Annotated in this window: 15 protein-coding genes; 11 read left to right on the plus strand and 4 right to left on the minus strand. The window is 65.0% G+C overall.

Annotated features, from left to right (window positions below; translation table 11 throughout):
* Positions 1 to 97: 97 nt before the first annotated feature.
* Genes ACWEO2_RS06880 through ACWEO2_RS06890 form a run of 3 tightly spaced genes read left to right on the plus strand, consistent with a single transcriptional unit; the run spans position 98 to position 4,851 of the window.
* Positions 98 to 2,449 (plus strand): hypothetical protein, encoded by a 2,352-nt coding sequence (locus ACWEO2_RS06880; protein WP_452404461.1) that lies wholly within the window; start codon positions 98 to 100, stop codon positions 2,447 to 2,449.
* A gap of 51 nt (positions 2,450 to 2,500) precedes the next feature.
* Positions 2,501 to 3,409 (plus strand): hypothetical protein, encoded by a 909-nt coding sequence (locus ACWEO2_RS06885; RefSeq protein ID WP_452404462.1) that lies wholly within the window; start codon positions 2,501 to 2,503, stop codon positions 3,407 to 3,409.
* Positions 3,406 to 4,851 (plus strand): C40 family peptidase, encoded by a 1,446-nt coding sequence (locus ACWEO2_RS06890; RefSeq protein WP_452404463.1) that lies wholly within the window; start codon positions 3,406 to 3,408, stop codon positions 4,849 to 4,851. The genes ACWEO2_RS06885 and ACWEO2_RS06890 overlap by 4 nt, the downstream gene beginning before the upstream one ends.
* Positions 4,852 to 4,878: 27 nt before the next feature.
* Here the strand turns inward: ACWEO2_RS06890 and ACWEO2_RS06895 are convergent, their stop codons facing one another.
* Together ACWEO2_RS06895 and ACWEO2_RS06900 are read right to left on the minus strand one after the other, a co-directional pair.
* Complete coding sequence (locus ACWEO2_RS06895; protein WP_452404464.1) at positions 4,879 to 6,063, minus strand: transglycosylase SLT domain-containing protein; 1,185 nt, start codon at positions 6,061 to 6,063, stop codon at positions 4,879 to 4,881.
* Entirely contained in the window at positions 6,063 to 7,118 is a 1,056-nt protein-coding gene (locus tag ACWEO2_RS06900; protein ID WP_452404465.1) for a transglycosylase SLT domain-containing protein, read from the minus strand. Before ACWEO2_RS06900 ends, ACWEO2_RS06895 begins: the two co-directional genes overlap by 1 nt.
* A gap of 699 nt (positions 7,119 to 7,817) precedes the next feature.
* Here ACWEO2_RS06900 and ACWEO2_RS06905 point away from each other — a divergent pair.
* The 8 genes from ACWEO2_RS06905 to ACWEO2_RS06940 are packed head-to-tail and all read left to right on the plus strand — an operon-like array spanning position 7,818 to position 15,816.
* Positions 7,818 to 8,288 (plus strand): hypothetical protein, encoded by a 471-nt coding sequence (locus tag ACWEO2_RS06905; protein WP_452404466.1) that lies wholly within the window; start codon positions 7,818 to 7,820, stop codon positions 8,286 to 8,288.
* A gap of 24 nt (positions 8,289 to 8,312) precedes the next feature.
* Positions 8,313 to 9,917 carry a hypothetical protein gene (locus tag ACWEO2_RS06910; RefSeq protein ID WP_452404467.1) on the plus strand — a complete coding sequence of 535 codons (1,605 nt, stop codon included), beginning with the start codon at positions 8,313 to 8,315 and terminating at the stop codon, positions 9,915 to 9,917.
* 30 nt (positions 9,918 to 9,947) lie between these two features.
* Positions 9,948 to 11,453, plus strand: a complete 1,506-nt coding sequence (locus tag ACWEO2_RS06915) for a PPE domain-containing protein (RefSeq protein ID WP_452404468.1) — start codon at positions 9,948 to 9,950, stop codon at positions 11,451 to 11,453.
* Positions 11,450 to 11,842, plus strand: a complete 393-nt coding sequence (locus tag ACWEO2_RS06920) for a YbaB/EbfC family nucleoid-associated protein (RefSeq protein WP_452404469.1) — start codon at positions 11,450 to 11,452, stop codon at positions 11,840 to 11,842. Before ACWEO2_RS06915 ends, ACWEO2_RS06920 begins: the two co-directional genes overlap by 4 nt.
* Positions 11,839 to 12,603 carry a hypothetical protein gene (locus tag ACWEO2_RS06925; RefSeq protein WP_452404470.1) on the plus strand — a complete coding sequence of 255 codons (765 nt, stop codon included), beginning with the start codon at positions 11,839 to 11,841 and terminating at the stop codon, positions 12,601 to 12,603. The genes ACWEO2_RS06920 and ACWEO2_RS06925 overlap by 4 nt, the downstream gene beginning before the upstream one ends.
* Positions 12,604 to 12,614: 11 nt before the next feature.
* Positions 12,615 to 12,968, plus strand: coding sequence for a hypothetical protein (locus ACWEO2_RS06930; RefSeq protein WP_452404471.1), 354 nt, complete (start codon positions 12,615 to 12,617; stop codon positions 12,966 to 12,968).
* A 33-nt stretch (positions 12,969 to 13,001) separates the two neighbouring features.
* Positions 13,002 to 13,310 carry a hypothetical protein gene (locus ACWEO2_RS06935; RefSeq protein WP_452404472.1) on the plus strand — a complete coding sequence of 103 codons (309 nt, stop codon included), beginning with the start codon at positions 13,002 to 13,004 and terminating at the stop codon, positions 13,308 to 13,310.
* A 7-nt stretch (positions 13,311 to 13,317) separates the two neighbouring features.
* Complete coding sequence (locus ACWEO2_RS06940; RefSeq protein WP_452404473.1) at positions 13,318 to 15,816, plus strand: hypothetical protein; 2,499 nt, start codon at positions 13,318 to 13,320, stop codon at positions 15,814 to 15,816.
* Here the strand turns inward: ACWEO2_RS06940 and ACWEO2_RS06945 are convergent.
* Positions 15,807 to 16,208 (minus strand): YbaB/EbfC family nucleoid-associated protein, encoded by a 402-nt coding sequence (locus ACWEO2_RS06945; protein ID WP_452404474.1) that lies wholly within the window; start codon positions 16,206 to 16,208, stop codon positions 15,807 to 15,809. The genes ACWEO2_RS06940 and ACWEO2_RS06945 overlap by 10 nt on opposite strands.
* Positions 16,209 to 16,577: 369 nt before the next feature.
* Positions 16,578 to 19,151 carry an ATP-binding protein gene (locus ACWEO2_RS06950; RefSeq protein WP_452404475.1) on the minus strand — a complete coding sequence of 858 codons (2,574 nt, stop codon included), beginning with the start codon at positions 19,149 to 19,151 and terminating at the stop codon, positions 16,578 to 16,580.
* Between the last annotated feature and the right edge of the window lie 157 nt (positions 19,152 to 19,308).

A 19,308-nucleotide genomic window follows, 5' to 3' on the forward strand; every position in this document is an offset into this window, starting at 1 on the left:
TCGGCGATGTCGTAGGTGGATCGGCGCGACGCGCCGTCGACGCTGGACCACGTGGACCCTCATCGCTCTCGTCGTGCTGTTCATCTGTCCAGGCATCATGGCGGTGCTGGCCACCGCGCAGACCGGCACGGGGACCGTATCCGCGCCCAATAGCGCGCTGAGCTGGATGCGGATCAAAGATTCATCGGGAGTAGAACTTTCGAGCTATCTGTTCGCCACCAATCGCGGCGGAATCTTCAGCCCCGGGAACATCGTGATGTCGTTCCTGATCATCGTGCTGTTCGCCATCTGGCTGGTTATCACGGTCACCGCGATCTGGCTACCCACCGATACCCTGGATTTCGGCTGGCTGACCATTGTCAGCAAGCCGCTCCAAGGCGTGGCCGAAGCACTGACGGGCCAGATCGCGACACCGATCATGCTGGTGACTTTCGTCGCGATCGGCGCGGTTCCCGTTGGCGTATTCATTGTGCGCGGCTATTTCTCCAAGGCCTCGATGCAGGTCGTGATGATGGTGGCAGTGGCGATACTCGGGCCGCTGTTCCTGGCCGAGCCACTGGCCGAGGTGCTGTCACCGGACGGACTGCTGTCGCAGGGGCGGAATCTGGGGATTTCGGTGGCAGCCGGTTTGAACGGCAATAGCAATCCGAATCCGAACCAGTTGATACAGACGATGCAGTCCGACATGGCGGACAACTTCGCGCGACGTCCGTTGCAGGTGTGGAATTTCGGGCACATCGTGGACGACCGAGCGTCTTGCAAGGCGGCCTGGTCGGCCGGCGTCATGGCCGGCGACGACGACCGGGTCAAGAACGGGATGAAGTCTTGCGGGGATAGCGCCGCCTATGCGGCGGCCGATAACCCGAGCGTCGGTCAAATCGGCGCCGGAATTTTGCTGCTTTTGTCCGGGACGGTGCTATTGCTTTTCGGCGCCATCCTGGCCATCAAGGTCATCTGGGCCGCGCTCGATTCGATCTACTACGGATTCATGACGATCTTCGGATTCGCCGCGGGCGGCTTCGTGTACGGGCCGACGCAGACGTTCACCATTCGCTGTGTTGTGCACGGATTCGTCTCGGCTGGGCGCATGGCTATATTCGTCATATTTCTTGGCGTCTACGAGTTGTTTCTCGGCGATCTGTTTCGGCAGGCGCGCGGTCAGGTCATGTCGGTATTCGTCATCGGCGCGATCGTGGAAATCGTCGCCATCTTCCAGTTGAAGCGCCTCAATGCGAGTCTGGAGAAGGGCAACGACTGGATTGCGAACCGATTCGCTCTGGCCATTCAGAATGGCGGTGCCAGAGCCGGAGCGGGTGGGGGCGGCGGCGGGACCGCGCTCGGGATGGGGCAATTCGGCGCGAGTCACAAGATGTCGGGCTTGGGGATGATGGCGCTGATGAGTGGCGCGAGCACGATTGCCAACTCGCCATTGACCGAATGGATGATGGGCGGCCTGCCCGGATCGATCCACCCGCAATCCAGGCTGAAGAGGGCAATAACGGAGGCGCAGGGAGGCGTGTGGGTGGGGGACGAGCGGTTCGGCGGGCGGTATGGCTGGTATTCGCAGTCTTACATGAACCGCGAACTCTTTTCGGCTAATGCTGGCGCGGAAGCTGGAGAATACGGCGGTTTGGACTCGTTCCTGGGCAATGCGGCAGCGGTACAAGGTGTTATCGATGTGGGTGGCACCGCGGCAGATTCGTTCGGGGCCATGATCGGCGCCGGTGCGCGGAACGAGGAACGAGCGAGACTTGCGGCACGTTCACGTGCGACGATTGCCCAGGCTGCTTCGAACGAACCGCTCCAGGATCGCGACCTCGCGTTCTTGGCTGCCGCATTGCGGCACACCCAGAATTCGGCACGCCTACTGATCAATGGCCACGGCAGCGCCGAGGAGGTCGCGGCAAATGTGGGAACCCTGCAGCAGGCGGCCCGGGAATTCCGTCGAGTCAGGGCGGGCGGGGTTACTCTGGCCGATAACGTCGATCCATATTTATCGCATATGAATTACGTCGAGGAGTACATGAATAATGGCCGTGCCCGTCATGCCAACTATGATCCTGATGCGGCGCGAGCGAAGATGGAGGCGCTCAATGATGTGATAAACAACGGTTCCTCCGGATATGCCCGCGGCAGCGGGACCGCCGAAAGGGACAGGCTGTTCGATGCCGGTGTCGATGAGACAACGGCGGATCGTATGAAGCAGTGGATATTCAACGAGCATGCGAAGGACGCGCAGAGGGCCACCGAACGGCTAACTAATAACGTGGCTGATCCAGAGGCAATCCGTGATCTCCGGGATGAGGTCTACCAGGCTGTTCGAACAGAACATTTGGCCGCGGGTCGTACCGGCGATCTGTCGAATACGGTGACGCCACGCGGAACAAATCGGAATCATCCGGCCTGGACAAGGACACTGAGTCAGGTCGATCGGCTGCTGCGGAGTTAGGTCTACACCTCGGAAAGGTAAAGTCGCTCGTCCTGTGCGGAGAGGTATTCGATGATCGGTCGGCTCATGTTCCTCGCCATGGTTCCCGCCTGGGCGTGGTTGTTGCTGGCGGTGGTGTCTGGACTGGGCACGCTTCTCGTCATCATGGTGCTCGTGGTCGGTGGGACGACATCGGCCATCTCCGCCGACCTGCACTATCAATGCGACAGTGCGGTGGGTCCCGACCCTTCGCAGACCGAGACCTCCACACCCCGTGCGACCGCTGCCGCCAGTTCGGGAGCGGGCGCCGCGCCCTCGACCGCGCCTACCGCCAACCCGTACGCGGAATTGACTGTGGCACCGGACGATACAACCGCCTCCGACTGGCAGCGCGCCTGCGTGAGCGCGATCCGTACCGCGCCGTACCAACTGCCGCCGCTGCAGACGACCATGAGCGGATTGCTCAGTGACTGTGCTCGTGAATTGGCCATCAATCATGCGCTGAAAGCGTCGGCAGGAAGTGCCGACGGTGCGCCGAGTGGCCCTTCGAGTGCGGCAGGGTTGACGCGGGATGTCATCTATCAGGCCTCGGCCGGCGCGGTGACCGGGCGTTGCGATCCGACGGCGCAACCACCGGACGACACCGAACCCGTCGTACCGCCTGCGAGGGGTACATCGGCGCAGCCGGGATCGACGGCGGCAGCGTGCGGGCAATCGTCGAGTATCGGGAAGGCGGTAATCGTGCTTCCGAAAACCGTTGCGGCCCAGGCGGCATGCGGACAGCGGGTCGACCCCGCCGCGGTTTCGGCGGGTGATCTGGTCTTCTGGGATTACCGGAGCAACGCACCGACGCGGACCGGAATCGCCCTCGGCGCAACACAAGTCATGACTTATGATCCCTATTCCGGACGGTTCGTCGAGCAGTCGATGCCGACCGGCCGTGATGTCCGCATCAAGCGAGTGCTAGGGGGTGGATCGTGACGAGCGCGGAGGTGTGGCCCGCGGACTACGAGGTCGAAGTTGTCGATGAGCCAACCGAAGATGCTGGGGGAGAGGGCGATTCACAATCCGGCCCGGTAACGCCATGGTCGGGTAGGCAAGGGCACAAGGCCGCGCCGCGCAAGGGTACCGGTCCGGTCAATCCAGGATCCGGTGCGTCGCCGGGGCAGAACGGTTCGTCAGCGGCGCCGGGGCAGAACGGCGCGCCAGCGACACCGCAGGCGCAGCCGGGTCAGGGTGGTTCTGCTCCGGGTTCGGTTGTTGTGCCGCAGGGCAATGTTGTCGCGCCGCCGGCTCCGGGGGCGGGGCAGCCGGCGCAGCCGCCTGCTGCTCAGCCGGGGGCCCCGCAACAGGACCATCGGGCGGCCGAGCCTGCTCCTCTGGTGGATCCGGACACGGTGGCGGCGTTGGCGCCGGCGGCGTTGTCGGCGGGGGCGATGGCGATGGGTGTGTTGCCGATGCTGGCCTCGGCGTTGGCGGGGTTGGGCAAAGGCGGCGGTGGTGGTGGCGGTAGTTCCGGGAGTGGTGCCGATGGTGGTGCGGATGGTTCCGAGGGTGGGTTGTCGCCGGAGGCGCAGAAGGCGTTGCAGGCGTTGAAGTTGCTTGCGGCTGTTTATGGTGACGGGAAGACCGATGATCCGCAGGTCAAAAAGTTACGGCAGCAGTTGGGGATCAACGGGTCCGGTTCGGGGGCGACCGCGATCAGGGCGCGGCAGTTGTTCCAGCGCAATGCCGCGACCGCGTTCAACAATCTCGACAACCAATTGGGTTCCTACATTGCGGGTTTGGCCGGTGACCACAAGGTCGACAAGAAAGCTGTCATGGCGCTGATCCGTGAGGTCAACGTCGCCTTGGCCGAACTCGGCCCCCAGGCCTACACCAAGGCCGGACGCGAGAAGGTCCACCAGATCCTGACCATCGCACTCCAAAAGGCCAGCCAAATCGTCACCGGCAGCAACACCAGCGCCAGTGACACGGCCAGCGCGATCAACCGGCTCACCAACCAGTACCTGTACAACATCGCCGGCAAAAAATACGCAGGCGGCACCACCAGCGGCGGAGCATCCGCGGCCGCGCAGCGGGCGGTCCAGATCGCCTTGGCCAAACGCGGCGTTCCGTACGTGTGGGGTGCCGAAGGTCCGAATTCCTTCGACTGCTCCGGGCTCATGCAATACGCCGCGGCTCAGGCGGGTGTGAGCATCCCACGCACGGCCGACGTCCAGTACCAGCGATTGCCGAAGGTCAATCCGGCCGATATTCGCCCCGGTGACCTGATCTTCCCCGACTCCGAATTCAACAATGGGAGTCCTGGTCACGTCATGATGTATATCGGAAACGGCCAGTGTGTCGAGGCTCCGCACACCGGAGACGTCGTCAAAGTGGTCAATTTGCCGCGCGGCTATCACGCGACCCGCTGGTCTTGACAGTCGAACGCCGACCGCGTCGCCCGCTCAGTATCCGACGTAATGTCCGCCTTGGTGCATCGCCTGGATGCCGGGCACGTCACTGACCGAGCCGTAGCGGGCGATGGCGTACCGCACGCCCGCGATGATGTTGTCGACCGGATTCCAGATATCGCGGTGGCCGGGCAGCGCGTAGGCGTTGAAGGTGGGGTCGATGGTCTGCATCAGACCCTTGGACGGAGTTCCCTTGGCGGCGTTGCTGTCCCAGAGATTGATCGCATTCGGATCGCCCGCGGATTCGTGCTGGATGATCGCCGCGATATCGGCGGGATTGATGTACCGGGTGTCGTAGCCGTTGGCGGCCAGGATGCGCAGGGCGTCGTTGATCCACTGACCCTGCTGACCCGACGGGCGCGTGCGCGGCGGACGCGCACTGGATCCGCCGGTGCTCGGTTGGGCCCGGCGCGGCGGCTGCCGGGTCGGGCGCGCATTCTGCAGGAACCGGTCGGCCAGTGCGGCAACCTTATCCGCGGTGATCGCCGCCGCCGACTGTCCCTGTCCGAGCACGGCGCCTGCGCGCTGTAGGGCATTGCTGAGTGTGGTGATGAGCATCTGACGCCCGGCGGTGGTATCGGCGACGCCGCCGAGTGCGGTCATGGCCGTATTCACCTCGGCGATAATGCCATCGATGGCCGCCCGGCCCTGGATCGTGCTATCGGCGGCGCCGCCCAGCAGGCGGCCGAGTTCGGCGTTCAACGACTGCGTCGATTGCGCGCGGCGGCCGGTATCGAGATTGTTCGCCGCGTACTGTGATCCCGATTCGCCGGGCCATGAGGTCGGTTGTCCGGAGCCGAGCGCGGGTGGTGCGTGCGGCTGACCGGTATCGGTGGTCGGGTCGGCCCTGCCGTACTGGGCGGAAATGGATGCCAGCGCACCGAGCGCCGCCGCCGCGTACGGTGCGCTGGTGCCGAATCCGGCGAGTGCGTCGGGGCGGGCGACCGTCGGCGATCCGGTTGCCGCGGTACCGGATTCGGCGACCGGTCCCGCCGCCGGGCCGCGTGCGGCCGCGGTCGCGGCAGGCTGCTGTGCGAGCGCGGCCGATGGGCCGGTCGGCGCCCGCGGCGGACTGCGTCGCGTCGCATTCCGGCGTGGTGTGGATGTCGTTGTGCCGGGCCGGGTCTCGTGCGCGTCGTCGAGGCTCGGATCCGGTGTGTCCCGCTGCGGTGGTGGCATCAGTAGGGCTCGTACGCTCGGCCGCTGCGTACCGCCTTGACGCCCGGCACATTGCTGACCGACCCGTATCGGCCTATCGCATAGCGGACCCCGGCAACGATATTGTCGACCGGATTGTAGATGTTCTTGTGCCCGGGCGCGGCGTACTGGTTGAAGGTCGGGCCGATGGTCTGCATGAGCCCGATCGAGGGTGTACCAGCCGCGGCATTGCTGTCGTAGTTGTTGGTGGCATTGGGATTGCCGCCCGATTCGTGCTGGATGATGATCGCGATGGCCTGCGGATCGATCGTGCTGATGTTGTAGCCCAACTGCTGCAATACCTGCAGTGCCTGCTTGATCCAGTCACCGACGGTGCCGCCGGGCATCTGGCCGCCGCTGGCGACGGTGCCGCCTGCGTATTTTTTGCCTGCGATGTTGTACAGGTATTGGTTGGTGAGCCGGTTGATCGCGCTGGCGGTGTCGGTAGCGCTGGCGTTGCTGCCGGTGACGATTCGGCTGGCCTTTTGCAATGCGGTGGTCAGGATCTGGTGGACCTTCTCGCGTCCGGCCTTGGTATAGGCCTGGGGTCCGAGTTCGGCCAGGGCGACGTTGACCTCACGGATCAGCGTGATGACCGCTTTCCTGTCGACCTTGTGGTCACCGGCCAAACCCGCAATGTAGGAACCCAATTGGTTGTCGAGGTTGTTGAACGCGGTCGCGGCATTGCGCTGGAACAACTGTCGCGCCCTGATCGCGGTCGCCCCCGAACCGGACCCGTTGATCCCCAAATCCTGGCGGATCTGTTTCACCTGCGGATCATCGGTCTTCCCGTCACCATAAACAGCCGCAAGCAACTTCAACGCCTGCAACGCCTTCTGCGCCTCCGGCGACAACCCACCCTCGGACCCATCGGCACCATCACCAGTAGCACCGGCACCGGCACCGCTACCACCACCGCTGCCGCCACCTTTGCCCAACCCCGCCAACGCCGAGGCCAGCATCGGCAACATACCCAACGCCATCGCCCCCGCCGACAACGCCACCGGCGCCACCGCCGCCACCGTGTCCGGATCCACCAAAGGACCGGGCTCAGCAGGTGCAGCCTGGGGCTGCGGAGCCGGCTGAGCAGCAGGCGGCCGCCCCGCCCCCGGATCCGGCGGCGCCACGACATTACCCTGCGGCACACCAGCCGAACCCGGACCGGATCCCGAACCAGCAGGCTGAGCACCGGAATTCGGGCCTTGGGCAGCCGTTCCCGGCGGTACCGCGTTGTTGTTCGTCGATCCCTGGTTCGCCGGTGTAGACCCGTTCTGTCCAGGCGTCGCGGGTTGGCCGGGTGCGCCCGCAGTCGCGCGCCTGCGTCTGTTCGACCACGGGGTTACCGGAGCGGATGGTCCGGGCTCGGCACCGTTTTCATCCGCCTGACCCTCGACGGCGATCTCCGCCTCGGCGCTCGTCACCCCGCACCTCCGAGCGCCCGCGGCACACGGACTCGGGTGACCGGCGGTGCCGGACGCCCGAGCGGCAGGCCATGGAGGCGCATCCGGTATTCCTCCTGTGTCGATCGCCCGGCGGACCGGAACAACGTGGTGGCCACGGCAATTCATGCACGTCAGTGCATGACCTACCATCACCATCCTGACTCGTTCGGTGCGCACCTCAGGTTCCCACTGTTGGGAATCCTCAACAATGAGGAGGTCAGTAGAACGTCCACGCGCGGTCGTCAACGGTCTGTTGCGGATAGGTGCGCACGCGATATCGGATAGGTGATCAGGTTGTGGGGTTTCAACTGGAAAAGCGCGGTCGTCTTCGGGGCCGGCTTTTTGGGCGGCCCGATAGCCGGTCCGCTCATCGCGGGCGGGGCGGCGACTCTGATGGCCCACTATCTCGATCACAAGAGCTGGGACGAGGCTGGGGAGCAAGGTATCGTGGCCGGCGTCAGTGCGATTGGAGGCCATTTGGCGGGCGGGATCGTGGGCGGCGCTCTCAAGAAACTGGCGGCGAAGAAGTTGGACGGCGCGGCTGCCAAAATAGTGTTCAAGGGCATCCAGAAAAAGGCATTCCAAAGCACCACGAAAAAGGGAGGCACGGTCACATTGCAAACAGCCCGAAAAAGGGTCCTGGACGGCAAAGCAACGAGTTGGGGGCTTCGAGGTATCAACGCAGTCGGGCGCGGCGCGGGTGCCATGATTGGGGACCATATGTACGGTGAAATCTCGGAACTGCCCGTCAAGATCATCACGTAACAGATCCGGTCCAGGAATAGCGCCGTGAAGATGCATGAAATGCTGATGCCCGATCCTGATCGAATCGAGGAAGTGGCGCCGCAATATAAGCCGCTGCAGACAACGGTGGATTGGTACCTTAAGCTGCCCAGCAAGTTCCAGGGCTATTTCGACAGCTGCGGTAAGGATGGGAAGACCGATCCGCCGACCATGCCGGTTCCGGAGCAGGTCACCGGGGCGCATCTGGCCAATTTCAAGAACTATGCGGTCACGGCAGCAAGCCTGCATGATGCGGCGGCCGAAATCGATGAATCGACCAAAAGCGTAGCACCGCTGGCCAAGAAGTGGGCCGATACCTCCGAGGCCGCGCAGCAAGCTGTCAATGCCGGGGTTCTCCAGATCAGCGAGGCGGCGCCAACCGTGCCCGCCCCCGGGATCAAGGAAGATCAACACATCTACGAGTACTGCAACGCGGCAATACAGGCCGTCGCCGGCGCCTTGGACCAGGCGCACAACGAGCACAAGGACTCCGCGGACGGCGTCGACAAAGAGACCGCGAAGCTGAAAGAGCTGGAGGACCAGATCAAGAAGCTTCAGCAGGAGAACGCGGATCTGAAGAAGCAGCTGGCCAACCCGCCGACCGTCCCCGAAGTGCCGTCGACTCCGACGACGCCGGGTCTCGACCCCAACCCGGTCACCCCGATCGACCCCAATTCCGAGGTCCCCGGGCTTGGCAATCTCGATCCGAAAACTCCCGGACTCGATACCGGAAACACGCCGACCGGTTCCCCGCTCGACGACAAGGTGCAGCAGGCGCTCGACGATCTCAAAAACGGCGGCACGAATCCGACTACCGCCACACCGGCATCGGTGCCGGATGCGGCGGCCGCATCGCCGGCGAATTCCGGTATGGACATGATGAGTTCGATGTTGCCGATGATGCTGTCGCAGATGATGAACCGCGGCCAGGCCGACACCGACCTGAACAACCGGCGCGCCGAATACGACCCGTACGAGGACCAAATCCGTGCCGTACCCGCGGCCGTCACGCCTGCCCAGCCTGCGGTGCAGGCGGCGACGAACACACCCGCACCCGCGACCAACACTGGCCCTCCGGCGAATTCGTCCTCCTCGCAGCCGACGACCGGTATGCCGGGCCGCACGCCGAACTCCGACGGAACTGTCGTGTACACGTTCCCGGACGGCCGGACTCAGAAGGTATCCGTCACTGTCGCACAGGCTTTGGATGCGGCGTTCGGCAACGCCAGCGGCACCGACGCCCAGGCGGCATACGCGAAGACCCCGGCGAAGTGGTCGGACAAGAAGCAGATCGGGACCTCGGTCGATCCGTACCAGCTGATGACCGGCGATGTCGCGATCTGGGACGCTCGCACCGCGATTGTGGTGGCCTTCCCAGCCGACGACGGCGGCACCCTGGAGGTCGTGGTCAACGGCCAGTTGAAGCAGTTCGCTCCGGCGGAAATGTCCGATAGCGCTGGGGAATTCGGCCAATTCGTCGGATTCAGCCATCCGCACGGCATCGAAGCGACCGCGCCGGAGGAACACGATCAGGGCAAGATGTCGGGTACGCCGGTCACCGGCGATCCGTCGGCGGGTGCCGCCATGACCGCGGCGGCCGCTCCGGCGTGATCGTGAGCCGGATGGTGAGAGGAGGAGGCAGTGGCGCTGAATGTCGACCCGGCGGAACTCGTCGATGTGGCCTCGAAGCTGGCCGCGCTGGCGCGTGACACCGGAGCCGGATTGCCGAACGGCTGGGTGCAGCCCGCGGGTGCCGACCCGATCTCCGGGGCCCATGTGCCCCGGCTCAACGCGCAGGCCGCATCATTGTTCAATGGTGTGCTCGGCGTGCTCAACGAGGTCCAGCGCCACGCACACCACATCGGTGGCGCGGCAACCGATTACACCACCACCGATGATCAGGGTGCCCGGATCGTGAGCGGCAGCGGCGCGGAGATCCTCAACAATCCGGTGGGCGATGTGCAGGAGTTCGGTCTCCGGCAGGCACCGAACTTCACCCTGCCCGCGGCCACCGGATCCGTCGATCCGCTCACCTTCGCGAAGCAGTTGCACACCGGCCCCGGCCCCGGCCCGGCGACCAGTTTCGCGGCCGATATTCGCAAGTACACCGGTGGCTTCCACGTCGCCGCCGCCGAAGGCGTCGACGGTGCGGCCACGCTGATGCAGAACTGGACACCGGTCGGCACCACGGTGGCCGAGCACCTCACCGAGCATCGGAATTGGCTGGGGCAGCTCGGCGCCGGATTGGGTGCGCTGGCCGACAATGTCGACGCCTACAGCAACGCGTTCACCATCGCGAAGGCCAAACATCCGACACCCGAGGAGATCATCGCGGCCCGCAAGCGGTTGCTGGCCGCGATGAAGTCGAAGAACGAGTTGGCGCTCCAAGAGGCGCTCGCCGAATTCCAGGAGCAGAACGCACGTTCCGTCGAGGCGATCACCGGTTATTCCGCAACCGTCAACTCCAAGGTTCCCACCGAGGGCGGTACGAGCGATAGCGGTGGCAGCGGCAAGAGCAGTGGCAATGGCGGTGGCAGTGGCGGCAGCGATTCCAGCATGCTGTCCCAGATGCTGCCGGCGATGATGAGCGCAATGTCCTCCGCTGCCGGCATGGCCCAGAACCAGGGCATCTCTGACCTCGGCAGCGATGACGAGTACAGCGACTACGGATACGACGATCTCGGCGTACCCAGCGGCCTCGGGTCGTTCGGCTCCGGGGCGGCGGGCAGTCCGATCTCCGGCGTCGGAGTGCCGGAGATCTCCGGCGCGACAACCTCGGTCTCGGTGGGCGCGATGCCGATTGTCGCGACCGCGGGTGCGGCATCGAGCACCGCGGTCGGAATGCCGCGAACACCGGTCATCGAGGGAGTGTCGTCCGCGGCGTCGGGCGCGGCCGCGCGCGGTGCCGGTGCCGGTGCCGGTGCGGGTATGCCGTACATGCCGATGGCCCCCGGTGCGGGTGGTGCCGGTGGCGGCGGCAACGAACGCAATCGGGTGGTCGCGTGGCATCCCGACCGGTTGATGTACGTCGACGACACCCCCCATACCGAACAGGTCATCGGGGAACGGCCGACGATCGCCCCAACTGTGACACCGCCGACGCCGTCGGCAGGCCAGGGCCCGACCCAATCCGGAGGTTCCGTGTGAGTGATATCCACCCCGATGTACAGGCGGCCCTCGATGCCGCCCGCGAGTTGCGGCATCGAATCGCCGATATGCGTGAGCGGATCGACGGTATCCGAGCGCGTCGGCCATCGCCCAGCGGTGCGATCATCCCCGAGGTGGATGCGATGGGTCGGCTGACGGATCTGTTTCTGGCGCCGGGCACCGTGGACCGCCTCACCAATCAGGAACTGGTCACCGAGATCATGGCGGCCATTCACGAGAGCACCGCCGATGCGGCACGGCAGTACCAGAGCGTGATGGAATCGGTGCCGCCGCCCGAGCCAGTCGTATCGCCCGGTCCTTCCGGTCCGATCGGACCCTCCGGTCCATCCGGATCGCCGCCGGCGGCAGCGGGTGCGGTGCCCTCATGACAGCATCGCGGAGCGATTCGATGGAGGGTGGCCAGGAGACGGGTGGGCCCGAACTCGGCGCGGTCACGGTTGCCGATACCGTGCGGTGGCTGCACGACGAGGGCTTGGTCCGGTTGGCCGGGGTCGCGGAACGGATGCCGAGTCTGGTGGCCGCGTACACCATCGACGTCGCGACCGGAACCGTCGTCGCCCATCCCGCGACCGGCGTCGGCGTCGGATCGGATGTGGTGACCCTGGGCGCCGACGATCTGCCCTATCCGGTCGGCACCGCCAAGCGGTTGGTGATCGTGGGTGTCACCACCGCCGAGGCATTACTGGTCGTCGACCTGGCGACCACATTGACCATCGCCATCAATGCCGATCGACCGGAGCTCGCGGCTCGGGCCTGGGCGGTGCAATTGCTGCTCAACTCCGAGATCACGGTGACCACCAATAGCGCCGATATCGCGATCGCGAGCAGTCCGCGCTGCCGCCAGAGTTTTATCCCCGGAAGCAGCGCGACGATCATGAATATCGACGACGCGCGCCCGCCGATCACGACGGTTACGCTCAACCCGACGAACGAGGGCCCCGACCATCTCGATGTCGCCCCGGACGGAACCGCCGAGATGTATCTAGGCGCTCGATTCTGGCAGCTGCGCCAGATCATGAGCATCGATGATGCCGCGTGGAGCGCGCTCACCACGCGACTGGACGCACCCGATGAGGATCCGTCCGTGCGCAGTGCATCCTCGAATCGACAACCTGCCGAACGACTTTAGGAGAGATCCCGTTGACCGAGCCACATCCGGACGAGTTCGACGTGGACGAGGGGGCGCTGACTCCCGACTGGCGGAGCATGGTCTATGAAGTGTTCAATCCCGACCACACCTGCGGCGTCGCCTGCGACCGTGACGGTGAGATCGTCGGGATGCACATCACCGACGACGCTCGTGACAACGGCGATGCCTGGTTGGCCGCGGAGATTCTGAAGCTCGCGCGTCTGGCACACATGAAGTCCCGGGTCGGGCTGCGGGCCGAAATGGAGTACAAGGGCACGCGTTCCTACACGATCGACTCGTTCGATCTGCCCACCGAAGCCTCCTTCCGCGCCATGGTGAATGCCGAATTCGGCGCGACCAGCTGAACCGAAACAACTTCTCTCAGACGGGATGCAGACATGGTGGATATGGATGAACCGCACGAAGTCAACGCTGCGGCGGCGAGATTCGCCAGAGCCATCGAAACCGTGTCGGGTCAGGTTTCCGGCACCGTCGCGGACCTGGTCCTGCACCATCGGCCGAAATCGGAACTCGACCGAGCGCTCGATACGCACCGGCAGGAGGCCGTGACCGCTTTGCTTCACGCCGTGGCTGCCAATGACCACGGTGCGCGGATTACCTATGCCGCCACGGTGAGCACGACGAATGTTCTCACCGATGCGGATGTGGCGGGTGGCGCGTACGTCCAACGGTCCGACTCGATCTGATCACCGGATGTCGCCGGAGCACGAAAGTCCGTACTGGGATGAGATAGTCAGAGACAACTGGCCTGAAGTCCCGCCCGGTGACTGGAGCGCACTGGAAAACACGGCGCGTGACGGCGCCGCGGCGCTGGATACCCTCGCCGCCGATCAAGCCCGCAACGAGTTCGACAATCGGGTCCGCGCCAGCGAGGGGCTCGACCCCGTCAAACAGAATATGCTGCAGCAGCGCGGGAATCCGCAGGCCTTCGCGGACGCGCTGGACGCCGCGGCGGATATCTTCCAGGGTTTCTCTGATCTGGTCTATCGCACCCGCAATCAGATACTCGATATCGTCGACGACGCCACCGCCAGGATTCGCAAGGCGTACCAGGACGCCGAGAACGATGAATCCGATGACGAGTCCGAACGTGAGGCCAAGGCAGCAGCGCTGCGCGGCCGCGTCGCACGGATCATCGCCGAGGCCCGCGACGAGGTCGACGATGTGGCGCGGAACGCGCTGAAGTCGAGCCGCCCGGCGACTTCGCCGACGCTGAAGCCGTTCTACCGTAAGTTGCGGCAGTTGGGGCCATCGACCTACGGCGGTCCCCATCTGCCGGACGGACCGCCGGGACACCGGCCCGCGCATCAGCATGTGCCCGGCCCCCAGCACGAGATCGGGCACCCGGGGGCCGGACCGAACCACCAGTTCCCGGGTCCGCTGGGCTTCGGCCCGCAATTCGATATGTCGGTGGTGAATCCGTCCGACCAAGGTTTGCGGGGAGGCGGGCCGACAGATCTTCCCGTGGATTCGCCGTCGCATGGCACGCCAACGGGTGTGCCAGCCGCCCCAGGGATGCCGCCCGCGGTCTCCGCCCCGACCTCGACTCCGGGCGTCACCACGGGCTACGCGCCGGCGGCGCAGTCGGACGGCGCTGATCCAGGTGCTTCCACGACCGGCGTCCCGTCGCGTGCGACGTCTGCCACAACCGGCGAATACCAGGATCGCCCCGATGCCGATGCCGGTGCCAACGGCAAGACGGCAGGCGAGGCCACCGATTCCGGGCAGCATGGGGAAACCGGCACGGCCGCAAGCGATTCCGGTCACAGCGCCGATCCTGCCGAGCGCACTCGGGAAGCGGCATCGACCAACTTGTCAGGGCCGATGTCGCCGATGCTGCCGACGATCCTGCCGCCCGCGGCCGGTTCGACCGGCATCTCCGCGCCGACCGTATCATCGGCGCCGCCGGTGTCGGCACAGTCTGCTGCGCCGGGTGGTCAGTCCCCGGAGGGGCAATCGCGACCGGGCGCGATGGATTCGAAAGCGCCGCAGGTCGATTCGCGTGGGTCCGGGGCCTCGGTTCCGAAGGTTTCCGCAGGTCCGGTTGTGGCCGGGCCGAGTGCGGCCGTCCCGACCGCGAAACCGAGTTCGGCGCAACGGGATCCGCAGACCGTGGACGGGCGTTCGGATACCGGCGGCAGCGACGAGCTGATCCGCGATGTGGTCGGCGGTGCGATGGTGGCCGCCGCGGCCCCGACCTTCATGCTCGGCGAGCGAGTCGACGGCGATCTCGTTTTGGCACGGACACTGCTGGGCGGTGTGCTGGCCGTGGTGGATTCGTCGGTGCTCGGGCTGGAGTGGGCGGTGTCGATAATGCGGCATTCCGGCGGCATCAACGCGTTCATCACCTCGAATGAGGGCCGCAGCTGGCTCCCTGCGGGCCTACATCTTCCGCGTGAGATTTCGACGCCGTGGATGTGGGAGGTCGCGGACCCCGCGTGGGAAGGTGTATCCGATCCAGCGCGGGTGCTCGCCGAGTTCGGCGCGGCCTGGGGACGCCGGACGGGTGCCACAGTGACGGCCATCGTATCGTCGCAGCCGATCGATTCGGCTATGCGCGCCCAACTGCGTGAGGTACCGATGGAGGGGCCGGTATCCGCCTCGTCGGCAATGGATTTGAGTGCCGCGGCAGCGGGTTTGGCGGATCGGCTGGGCCTGGTATCCGCGCCGCAGTTGCTGGAGCGGATCGGACAGGTGCCGGCGCAGGGGATCGGATCGCGCTGCATCGACCTCGCCTGGGATGCCCATCGGCGCCTCGCACAGGCAGGTGCGCCCGACTCGCTGGGGCTGCCGCGCCTGCGCCAGCGGATCCTGGAGGCGATCCGGCAGCGCCGGGAGGTGCCCGCCGACTGGTGGGAGGAACTGCGCGATGCCGACGATCTGCTCGCGGCGTCGATGCTGTCGCGCCGGGCCGATGTATCACGGGTGGCGTTGGGGGAGTTGCGATCCGACGCCGATGGGCGTTCGGCATCCGAGGCGATGCTGCTGCGAGCGATGGTATTCGAGCGTCGCTGTGACGAACTGGTTTTGCTGCTCGCGGAGGAGCCGAATCGACAGCGCTTGCGCGATGCGGTCTACGCCCACGGACAGATCGTCGATCATCCGTTGTTCGTGGATGCGCCGCGCGCCCCCACCGGCACCACGGCCGCTCGGCGACCGACGATCAGCACGGGACCACCACGTCAGTCGTAATAGTCGTCGTACTCGTCGTCCTCATAGCCGACCGGGGCGGCCTGCTGGACGACTTCCGCATCCGGTTCCCGAAGGCTGGGTGCGCCCGGCAGCAGATCCTCCGGATCGGGCATGCGGCCGACGATATCTTCGATCGGGCCGATGGTTTCGCTCACCCGCTGATGCGCCAGCCGCGCGGCCTCCCTGGCAGCTTCGGTGACGGCCCGGCCGAGATCTGCGGTCGCGCCACGCAGGGCACGCGGCTCCAATCGCACATCAGTGACAATGCCGGACTGATCGACGGTGACCTCGACCGAACCGTCGCGCGAACTGGCCGTGGCGCTCAGGGCGGACAACTCGTCCCGAATATCCGCGAGCTGTGCCCGTTGTTGTTCATAGTGCCACTGCTCCATCAGCTGCCGTCTACCTCGACTACCGCCTAGCCCTCAGCGCTTGCTGCGCATCGTCACAACGATATCGGTTCGTATCGCGAGCGGCCATTGCCCGCGGCGGAGGCACCGCCCACCACAGTGTGAACCGAACGCCGCGCCGAGAAAACCGGCCCCGAACCCGTGGAACCCGAGTACCGGAACAATCTTAAAGAGCCACCCAAGCTGTAGGGAGACTGTCGTGACCGAACAGTCTTCGGTCGGCGTGAATCGGATGTGCGCCCGGAGTTCGATCGGATCGGCGGTGATGTGGCGGCAATCGTGGAGCAGCTGCGTAGTGAACTGGGTGCGAAGGGCGCACCGTGGGGAGTTCAGCACGCTCCAGCCGAAGCGTTACCGACGACGCCGAGAACGAGCGGGACGTCGCCGCGATTCGGACGCGATACGGTCCCGGAATTCTTCGGGAATTTGTCCGATGATGTCGAAACGGTTCGTGATCAACAACTTCCGGAAAACTGTCGTGATCTGGGCGTCGACGGTGCGGGTGGAGCTGCCTCTCCGCGCCGCGATCGCGCTATTGGCCCATCCCGCCGCGGCGAGGAGCGCGACTTCTCGTTCGGCGGGCGAGAGTTCCTGCCACCTGGAGTCCGTCGTGCCGGTGCGGGGCAGCTGGTCTTGGACAAGATTGCGCATGAGCGGCCGGAGCTCTTCGAACTCCGGCCGCAGTTGCTGCGCTTGTTGCACAGTGGCCTCGAATACGTCTTCACCGAGCACTTTCGTGGCGGAGTCGACGGCTAGCTCCATCTCTTGGCGCATCCAGGTGAGTCTTTCCGATGCGATGCCCTGGGCGTGGTTCACCGAGGCAGTCATGCCGAACATGTAAGCGAGCTCGATGGCGCCTGCTTTCAGTTCGGCAGGATCGCCGTCGCCGGATGCGGTCCGGCGAGAGACGGTATGAGCGAGTGCCATCATCTTGAAAGGAATGAACCACCCGGCAAGGAAAGTATCTTCGCCGGCGAGAAACTGCTCCAGCGCCGTTCGCCCCGCCGTGACCGCTTCGCCGATCTCTCCGTACAGAGACACTGTGTACAGCCATATCAGCCTGGCCCAGGACAGGGTCCAACCGGCCTTGGCGGTAATGGCCCGATCGAGATGTCGCCGCGCGGTACTCGCGGCTTGTGAGTCGCCGACGATCGAGCGAGCCAATGCCTCGAACAGTTCACTGCGCTGCTCCCCGGCTCGGTCGCCGGCCTCGGCGAACTTCCCGCGCGCACGCGACAACACGTCGACCGCGGCGGCCTGTGGTTCGAACATCAGCTCGACACCCCAACTGAACTCCACATAGGCAGGCAGACCCGTATCAATGGTTGGTGTGTCACGCCATGTCGTCCCGGGCACCGTGTCGGGCAGGCACAGTGCGGCACATTCGTCCAGTAGCTGTCCGGCGTAGGCAATCTCGCCCTGCCAGATCGCATTCCACGCTAGCAGTGCGGTTGCATTGGCCCGCAGTCGAGTCGATGTCGGGTCGACGTGGCGGATGGCTTGCAACGCTCGCTCGGTGAGGTAGGTTGCCGCACGATTGGCGAAACCGAAAAATGGAACCAGTAGCGCCATCAGGACGGCGACGGTCTCGATGCCGACGGCGACTTCGGTCGGGTCGTCGAAGCTGGTTTCGATGCCGATCAGAATATTGTCCCATGCGGAGCTGACCCAGAAGTACCAGGTCTTTTCTCCCGGTCCGAGCCAAATCTCCTGCCCCGCAACGACCTTATCCCGGTAGTAGCGCCGATGACGAGCCAGCAGCTGTGTTTCGTCCAGGTCCTCGCGCCGGCGGCGCAGTCGGTCCCTGGCGAATACTCGGACACTCTCGAGCATGAAGTATCGGACGGTGGTGGGTGAGATGTGCGTGCACACCAGGGACCGCTCAGCGAGTCGTTCCAGCAGCTGCTCGATTTGCTCAGCAGGCAACGAAGTGTCGGCACATATCGTCCTGATGGCTTCGGCTTCGGCCCCAGCGCTTGGTATTTCAGCGTTGTCGCTGTTGAAACCGGTCGCGAACACCGACATTCGGTCCAGCAGTAGCTGTTCTGGTTCGGTGCACAGGCCGTATGACCAGGCGATCACATCGCGAACACTGTGATGCCGTTGTTCGACACCTATTCGGGCACCATGTGACCAACGCAGGCGGCTGTCGTCGGCACCACCGGTGACCTCGCGGAGCACGCCGGCCGGCGGCTGATGCAGCAGCCGTGCCGCCGCCAGCCGGATGAACAGGGGGTTATTGTCCACGTGCCGACAGATCTGTTCGGCAATGGCGATTTGTTCGGGTTCATCGGGAATCGACCGGCCAGTGAGTTCTGCGCGCCGCCGGAACAATTCGACCGCCGCGGCTTCGGGTAGTGGTGGTACGGCAACAATGTACTCGTCGATCCAGCCGACCGGTTCCCGACTCGTCGCGATGATGGTCAGTTGGGGAATGACGTCCAGTAGCACCGCGACCAGCGATGCGACCCCGGACAATACATGCTCACAATTATCGAGCACTAGTACCGTCGTGTGCGGTTCCACTGGATCGCTCTCGGACAGCGCCGCTACCAACCCCTTCCAGGCGGACTGCCCCGTGGCATCGACCTTCGCGACCGACTGCATCACCTCTTCGGCCACGGTGTCGGTGTCCGTCCCCGGTGCCAACCGCGCGAGCTGGGCCCAATGTGCCTTGCGGTTCGGGCCATTTCGGAATCGGTGTAGGGCCTCGGCAGCCAGCGTTGTCTTACCGATACCACCCGATCCGACCAGAGTGATCAGGCGCGCGGAATCCGATGCGAGCAACGTTTCGATCCGCCGCAATTCCGACTGTCGGCCGACGACTCCGTGTACTTCGGCGGGTAGGGTGCCGATACGCTGCGGCCAACCGGAGTTGGTAATGGGAACGGGCAGATGTTCGCCGCGATCCGAAACCGAGAACATGCGTACATAAGTTAGCCGATGCGCTCGCAGCGTGCCGAACCGATGTGGGAAATTCCCGACGGCTGAGTGTCGGCCAATTATCTAGGTATGTTTTGCGCGAACATACTGATACGCCGTCTCGTCGGCCTCGCAAGAATGCACTGCTGCACGGGTAACA

The organism is Nocardia sp. NPDC004278, from assembly GCF_053602975.1.

What these genes read in the sequence shown, in the direction of transcription:
- ACWEO2_RS06880 (WP_452404461.1), top strand. Translation starts at nt 98, where the DNA reads ATGGCGGTGCTGGCCACCGCGCAGACCGGCACGGGGACCGTATCCGCG.
- ACWEO2_RS06885 (WP_452404462.1), top strand. Translation starts at nt 2,501, where the DNA reads ATGATCGGTCGGCTCATGTTCCTCGCCATGGTTCCCGCCTGGGCGTGG.
- ACWEO2_RS06895 (WP_452404464.1), bottom strand. Translation starts at nt 6,063, where the DNA reads ATGCCACCACCGCAGCGGGACACACCGGATCCGAGCCTCGACGACGCG.
- ACWEO2_RS06925 (WP_452404470.1), top strand. Translation starts at nt 11,839, where the DNA reads ATGACAGCATCGCGGAGCGATTCGATGGAGGGTGGCCAGGAGACGGGT.
- ACWEO2_RS06935 (WP_452404472.1), top strand. Translation starts at nt 13,002, where the DNA reads ATGGTGGATATGGATGAACCGCACGAAGTCAACGCTGCGGCGGCGAGA.
- ACWEO2_RS06940 (WP_452404473.1), top strand. Translation starts at nt 13,318, where the DNA reads ATGTCGCCGGAGCACGAAAGTCCGTACTGGGATGAGATAGTCAGAGAC.
- ACWEO2_RS06945 (WP_452404474.1), bottom strand. Translation starts at nt 16,208, where the DNA reads ATGGAGCAGTGGCACTATGAACAACAACGGGCACAGCTCGCGGATATT.
- ACWEO2_RS06950 (WP_452404475.1), bottom strand. Translation starts at nt 19,151, where the DNA reads ATGTTCTCGGTTTCGGATCGCGGCGAACATCTGCCCGTTCCCATTACC.